At 71.1% G+C, this 7,158-nt stretch carries 5 protein-coding genes; all 5 read right to left on the bottom strand.

Annotated features, from left to right (window positions below):
• Positions 1-130: 130 nt before the first annotated feature.
• On the bottom strand, positions 131-1,213 hold the full coding sequence (locus ACFXB5_RS15790; RefSeq protein ID WP_385207635.1) for a 2-oxoacid:ferredoxin oxidoreductase subunit beta: 1,083 nt from the start codon (positions 1,211-1,213) through the stop codon (positions 131-133).
• Positions 1,206-3,158 (bottom strand): 2-oxoacid:acceptor oxidoreductase subunit alpha, encoded by a 1,953-nt coding sequence (locus ACFXB5_RS15785; protein ID WP_385207632.1) that lies wholly within the window; start codon positions 3,156-3,158, stop codon positions 1,206-1,208. Before ACFXB5_RS15785 ends, ACFXB5_RS15790 begins: the two co-directional genes overlap by 8 nt.
• A gap of 251 nt (positions 3,159-3,409) precedes the next feature.
• The gene (locus ACFXB5_RS15780) at positions 3,410-4,123 is read right to left on the bottom strand and encodes a response regulator transcription factor (protein WP_201851597.1); all 714 of its coding nucleotides are present in this window, start codon (positions 4,121-4,123) and stop codon (positions 3,410-3,412) included.
• A gap of 98 nt (positions 4,124-4,221) precedes the next feature.
• A complete protein-coding gene (locus ACFXB5_RS15775) occupies positions 4,222-5,565 on the bottom strand; it encodes a sensor histidine kinase (protein WP_385207628.1) in 1,344 nt (447 codons plus the stop codon).
• Between the two features lie 264 nt (positions 5,566-5,829).
• Complete coding sequence (locus tag ACFXB5_RS15770) at positions 5,830-7,074, bottom strand: sensor histidine kinase (RefSeq protein ID WP_385207740.1); 1,245 nt, start codon at positions 7,072-7,074, stop codon at positions 5,830-5,832.
• Positions 7,075-7,158: the final 84 nt, after the last annotated feature.

The raw sequence follows: 7,158 nt of genomic DNA, 5'->3' as shown, positions 1-7,158 counted from the left end.
GGGGGGGGGGGCGGCGCGGTGCGGTGGCCGGGGCGGGGGGGGGCGGCGGGGGGACTCGCGGCCCGCGCCCCCCCCCCCCCCCGCCTGTGCCCGTATGTACGAACGCGCCCGCTGGGCGCCTTACGGGGGGTCAGCCCACGACGGTCCAGGTGTCGCCGCCCGCGAGCAGCGCGCCGAGGTCGCCCTTGCCCTTGAGCTCCACGGCGTTGTCGAGCTGGTCGGACATCTGGGTGTCGTAGACCGGGCGCTCCACATCGCGCAGCACCCCGATGGGGGTGTGGTGGAGGGTGTCGGCGTCGGCGAGCCGGGTCAGCGCGAACGCCGTGGTGGGCGAGGCCGCGTGGGCGTCGTGCACCAGCACCTGGTGCTCGTTCTCGGCGGTGACGGTGACCACTTCGAGGTCGCCGGTGCGCTGGTCGCGGATGACGCCCTTGGACTGGTCGGTGCCGAAGCGGATCGGCTGTCCGTGCTCCAGCCGGATCACGGCCTCCTGGGCCTGGTCCTTGTCCTTCAGGGCCTCGAAGGCGCCGTCGTTGAAGATGTTGCAGTTCTGGTAGATCTCCACCAGCGCGGTGCCCGGGTGGGCCGCCGCCTGCCGCAGCACCTCGGTCAGGTGCTTGCGGTCGGAGTCCACGGTGCGGGCCACGAAGCCCGCCTCGGCGCCGAGCGCGAGCGACAGCGGGTTGAACGGCGCGTCCAGGGAGCCCATCGGGGTCGACTTGGTGATCTTGCCGACCTCGGAGGTGGGGCTGTACTGCCCCTTGGTCAGGCCGTAGATACGGTTGTTGAAGAGCAGGATCTTCAAGTTCACATTGCGGCGCAGCGCGTGGATCAGGTGGTTGCCGCCGATCGACAGCGCGTCGCCGTCACCGGTGACGACCCACACCGACAGATCGCGGCGGGAGGCGGCCAGGCCGGTGGCGATGGCCGGGGCGCGGCCGTGGATGGAGTGCATCCCGTAGGTGTTCATGTAGTACGGGAAGCGCGAGGAGCAGCCGATGCCGGAGACGAAGACGATGTTCTCCTTCGCCAGGCCCAGTTCGGGCATGAAGCCCTGGACGGCGGCGAGGACCGCGTAGTCACCGCAGCCGGGGCACCAGCGGACCTCCTGGTCGGACTTGAAGTCCTTCATCGTCTGTTTGGTGTCGGTCTTGGGTACCAGGGAGAGCGCGTGCCGAGCCGATGCCGCGCCCTCGGCGATGGTGTCAGTCATCGATGGCCTCCTTGAGGGCGGTGGCGAGCTGTTCGGCCTTGAAGGGCAGTCCGCGGACCTGGGTGAAGGAGCGGGCGTCGACCAGATAGCGGGCGCGCAGCAGCGTCGCCAGCTGACCCAGGTTCATCTCCGGCACCACGACCTTCTCGTAACCCTCCAGCACCTTGCCGAGGTTGGCCGGGAAGGGGTTCAGATGGCGCAGATGGGCCTGGGCGATGCGGTCGCCCGCGGTGCGGACGCGGCGCACCGCCGCGGTGATCGGGCCGTACGTGGAACCCCACCCCAGGACCAGGGTGCGGGCGTCGCCGGTCGGGTCGTCCACCTCGATGTCCGGCACCGCGATGCCGTCCACCTTGGCCTGGCGGATGCGGACCATGTGGTCGTGGTTGGCCGGGTCGTAGGAGATGTTCCCCGTGCCGTCCTGCTTCTCGATGCCGCCGATCCGGTGCTCCAGACCGGGCGTGCCGGGCACGGCCCAGGGGCGGGCCAGGGTCTCCGGGTCGCGCTTGTACGGCCAGAAGACCTCGGTGCCGTCGGCCAGTACGTGGTTGGGGCCGGCCGCGAACTGGACGCGCAGGTCGGGCAGCTTGTCGACGTCCGGCACCTGCCAGGGCTCCGAGCCGTTGGCCAGATAGCCGTCCGACAGCAGGAACACCGGGGTGCGGTAGGTCAGGGCGATCCGGGCCGCTTCGAGCGCGGCGTCGAAGCAGTCGGCCGGGGTCCTCGGGGCCACGATCGGCACCGGGGCCTCGCCATTGCGCCCGTACATGGCCTGGAGCAGGTCCGCCTGCTCGGTCTTGGTGGGCAGCCCGGTGGAGGGGCCGCCGCGCTGGATGTCGATCACCAGCAGCGGCAGCTCCAGCGACACCGCGAGCCCGATGGTCTCCGACTTCAGCGCCACACCGGGGCCGGAGGTGGTGGTCACGGCGAGGGAGCCGCCGAAGGCCGCGCCCAGCGCGGCGCCGATCCCGGCGATCTCGTCCTCGCCCTGGAAGCTGCGCACGCCGAAGTTCTTGTGCTTGGACAGCTCATGGAGGATGTCCGAGGCCGGGGTGATCGGGTACGACCCCAGGAACAGCGGCAGATCCGCCTGGCGGGAGGCCGCGATCAGCCCGTACGACAGCGCCAGGTTTCCGGAGATGTTCCGGTAGGTGCCGGTGGGGAACGCGGTGCTGGCCGGGGCGACCTCGTACGAGACGGCGAAGTCCTCGGTGGTCTCGCCGAAGTTCCAGCCCGCCCGGAAGGCGGCCACGTTCGCCTCGGCGATCTGCGGCTTCTTGGCGAACTTCTGGCGCAGGAACTTCTCGGTGTTCTCGGTCGGACGGTGGTACATCCACGACAGCAGCCCGAGCGCGAACATGTTCTTGCTGCGCTCGGCCTCCTTGCGGGACAGCCCGAATTCCTTCAGCGCCTCGATGGTCAGCGTCGTGAGCGGCACCGGGTGGACGCGATAGCCGTCCAGCGAGCCGTCCTCCAGGGGGCTTTGGTCATAGCCGACCTTGGCCATGGGGCGCTTGGTGAACTCGTCGGTGTTGACGATGATTTCCGCCCCGCGCGGCACATCGGGGAGGTTGGCCTTCAGCGCGGCCGGGTTCATCGCCACCAGCACGTTCGGCGCGTCACCTGGTGTGAGGATGTCGTGATCGGCGAAGTGGAGCTGGAAGCTCGACACTCCGGGCAGGGTGCCGGCGGGGGCGCGGATCTCCGCCGGGAAGTTCGGCAGGGTCGACAGGTCGTTTCCGAACGACGCCGTCTCCGAGGTGAATCGGTCACCCGTGAGCTGCATACCGTCACCGGAGTCCCCCGCGAACCGGATGATCACCCGGTCCAGGCGGCGGACCTCCTTACCACCGTCTGCTGATCGCTGCCCCCCGGCGGGCGTCTGCCCGCCCTGCTGATCGGCTGGTTCGGCCTGCTCGGCCGGGCTACTGACCTGGCTGGTCACTGCTTCGGACCTCCCTTGAGGCGGCGCTCCTGGACAGTCGGTGCCGACCGGTTGTTGTCCCATGACCATCGTACGTCGGTAAGGGTGGCCTTCCTTGGCCGGATCACATGGTGGACGCCGAAAGAAGAACCATATATGTACTGGTTTGGCACGACGTGTCCCTCCCCCCGTGCTGTCATTTCCGCTGATCCCCCGTTCAGCCTTTGGCCCCGCTTTGGTGCGCGGGAGTCTGCTTTCAGGAATTGAGAGTCTCAGGAATTGAGATAGGTGAGGACGGCGAGCACCCGACGGTGATCCCCGTCACTCGGCGACAGGCCGAGCTTCAGGAAGATGTTGCTCACATGCTTCTCGACCGCGCCGTCGCTCACCACGAGCTGCCGGGCAATGGCCGAATTGGTACGGCCCTCGGCCATCAGCCCCAGGACCTCCCGCTCCCTCGGGGTGAGCCCGGCCAGCACATCCTGCTTGCGGCTGCGGCCCAGCAGCTGGGCGACCACCTCCGGGTCGAGCGCCGTGCCGCCCTGGGCGACCCGCACCACCGCGTCCACGAACTCGCGCACCTCGGCCACCCGGTCCTTGAGCAGATAGCCCACGCCCCGGCTGTTCCCGGCCAGCAGCTCGGTGGCGTACTGCTCCTCCACGTACTGCGACAGGACCAGCACCGCCAGACCAGGGTGGTCGCGGCGCAGCCGGACGGCCGCCCGCACCCCCTCGTCGGTGTGCGTGGGCGGCATCCGGACGTCGGCCACCACCACATCCGGTGGCGCGCCCTCGTCGGCCAGCTCCCGCACCGACTTGATCAGCGCTTCCGCGTCCCCGACGCCCGCGACCACGTCATGGCCCCGGTCGGTCAGCAGCCGGGTCAGCCCCTCCCGTAGCAGCACCGAATCCTCGGCGATGACCACCCGTACTCTGTCCGCCACGATGCTCGGCCCCCGTTTCACTCGGTTCGTCGAGACCAGCATCCCAGGGTTCGGCCGCTCGCGTCGCGCAGAACCGGCCGCGTCCAGTTGCGCACAACCGGTCGCGCACGAGCCGCGTACAAGTGGAGGGGTGTGCGCCGTCAGCGCCAGGGGAGCTCGGCGGTCACCGTGGTCGGGCCGCCCGCCGGGGAGTGGACGACGAGGACCCCGTCCACCGCGTCGATCCGCTCGGCCAGCCCGGCGAGGCCCGAACCGGTGGAGGTGTCGGCCCCGCCGCGCCCGTCGTCCGTGATCTGGATCAGCAGCCGGTCCTCGGTACGCCAGACATCGACCTCGGCGGTGCGGGCGCCACTGTGCTTGCTGATGTTCTGCAGCAGCTCGGAGACGGTGAAGTAGACGATGCCCTCGATCGCGGGCGCGGGCCGCTGCGGAAGGTCCACGGTCGCCTTCACCGGCACGGTGCAGCGGGCGGCGAGGGCGGAGAGGGCGGGGTCGAGGCCGCGGTCGGTGAGGATGGCCGGGTGGATGCCGCGGGCGAGGTCGCGCAGCTCCTGGAGGGCCAGCTTCACCTCGCCGTGGGCCTCGTCGACCATCTTGGCGGCGGCCTCCGGGTCCTCCTCCAGCTTCTCCTTCGCCAGGCCCAGATCCATGGCGAGGGCGACCAGCCGGGCCTGGGCGCCGTCGTGGAGGTCGCGTTCGATACGGCGCAGGTCGGCGGCGGCGGTGTCCACCACCGTCCCCCGGTCCGACTCCAGCTCCCAGACCCGGCTCGCCAGCCGGGACGGGCCGAGCAGCCCGCTCACCATGATCCGGTCGACCGAGGTCAGCCCCCGCATCAGCCACGGGGTCAGGAACAGGACCAGCACTCCGGCGGCGCAGGTCACGGCGATCTCGAACGGGGTGTCCAGATAGAAGTTGTGCCCGCGGTCGTCCCCGAAGACCTGCAGACCCGGCTCGTCCAGGTACCGGGGGAAGACCCAGCGCCACAGCGGATAGGTCGCGAAGCCCCAGCCGTAGAAGATGAACGCCACCGCGAAGCCGAAGGAGAGCACCGCCCACGGCAGATGGATCAGCGCGTAGATCACATGACGCCAGGAGGTGCCGCTCCTGAGCAGCGCGCCCACCCAGGCGACCGGTCCGCGCCTGCCCCCGCGGCCGCCCCTCCGGCCGAGCACGGGCTCGGGCTCGGCCACCTGCAGCCCCAGCAGCGCACGGGCGCGGGCCCGCTCGACCACGCCGAACCCCCGGCAGCCCGCGAGGGCGGCGCCGAGCACCGGGACACCGAGGAAGGTGATCAGCAGCCCGGCGCCGAGCGCGATCATCGTGACCGTGTAGACGAAGGTGAGGATGGCCATCGGCAGGCTGATCAGGACGTAGAGGAACTCACACCACACGCGGCCCTGGAACGGCGCCTTCAGCACTGCGGGCACCAGATGGCCACGGGGCTCGGTCCCCGGCTCGTAGGGGCGGTATGCGGTGGCCATCGTCTCGTCCGTCCTCCGGGGGCCTGTTCGGTCGCGCGTCTGCGTATCCCCAAGAGTCCCGGAGCGGGGTCGGCCCGGCCATCGGGCGGGTCGGCGTCTTCACCGGGGGGTTAGCCCTACCTCGAGGGGTGAGGCCGGGGGCGGTTCAGGGGCGGGTCGGTATCAGGGCAGGTGTCAGGTCGGTGTCAGCTCCCGGGCTCTTCGCCGGGACCGTTCTCAGGCTCTTCGCCGGGACCGTTCTCAGGCTCTTCGCCGGGACCGTTCTCAGGCCCTTCGCCGGGACGGTGCCACCGCCGCGCCCGCCGCCGACCCGGTCCGGTGGCGCCAGGGCAGCTCGGCGGTCACGGTGGTCGGCCCACCGGACGGCGAATCCACCACGAACAGCCCGTCCACCGAGCCCAGCCGCTCCGCCAGGCCCGCGAGCCCCGTGCCCCCGCCGGTGGACGCCCCGCCGCGCCCGTCGTCCCGCACCTGGATCAGCAGCCGGTCCTCGGTGCGCCACAGTTCGACCTCGGCGGTGCGGGCGCGGCTGTGCTTGCTGATGTTCTGCAGCAGTTCGGAGACGGTGAAGTAGGCGATGCCCTCGATCGCCGGTGCCGGGCGTTCGGGCAGCTCGACCGCCACCTTCACGGGCACGGTGCAGCGGGCCGAGAGCGCGGAGAGGGCGGGGCCGAGGCCGCGGTCGGTGAGGATGGCCGGGTGGATGCCGCGGGCGAGGTCGCGCAGCTCCTGGAGGGCGAGCTTCACCTCGCCGTGGGCCTCGTCGACCATCTTGGCGGCGGCCTCCGGGTCCTCCTCCAGCTTCTCCTTCGCCAGACCGAGCCCCATGGCGAGGGCGACCAGCCGGGCCTGGGCGCCGTCGTGGAGGTCGCGTTCGATACGGCGCAGGTCGGCGGCGGCGGTGTCCACCACGGTGCCCCGGTCCGACTCCAGTTCGGCGATCCGCCGCTCCAGCTCGTCGGAGGGGAACAGCAGCCCGCGCACCATCGCCCGGTCCACATGCGTCAGCCCCCGGGCGATCCAGGGCAGCACCGGCCAGGCGGCGAACAGCGAGGTCAGGGTGATCGCGAAGGTGACCACCGACCACGGCAGCCGGATCAGGGCGTAGAGCGTGGCCCGCCAGCCGACCGGGTCCCGCAGACTCGTCCACAGCCTGCCGAGGAAGCTGCTGCCCGGCTGGTGCGGCAGCGGGCTGGGCTCGTCGATGTGCACCGAGAGCAGTGCCCTGGCGCGGTTGCGCTCGAACCGGCCGAGCAGCCGGCTGAACCGCAGCCCCAGGGCCAGCAGGGGCAGGCCCACCACCGTGACGGCCAGTCCCAGGCCCACGGCCAGCCAGACCAGGGTGAAGACGAAGCACACGATGCCCACCAGCAGATTGGCCAGGAGATACGCGATCTCCTTCCAGGTCTGCGTGGGAAAGGCGAACGCGGGCGGACGCGGCAGCCGCTCGGCTGGCGGACGCGGCGGCCGCGCGGGGGGGGGGGGCCCGCGGCAGCACCGGCACCGCATGCGGCCGCCCCATGACACCCGACTCCGGGTGGCGGGCCCCGGGGTGTTGGTGGCGAATCCGCTCGACGACCCCGACCCGCAGAT

It is taken from the genome of Streptomyces sp. NPDC059455 (genome assembly GCF_042750115.1).
GTDB classification, from domain to species: domain Bacteria; phylum Actinomycetota; class Actinomycetes; order Streptomycetales; family Streptomycetaceae; genus Streptomyces; species Streptomyces endocoffeicus.
The sequence above is the reverse complement of the archived record's forward strand: the minus strand, read 5'-3'. Positions and strand labels throughout refer to the sequence as shown.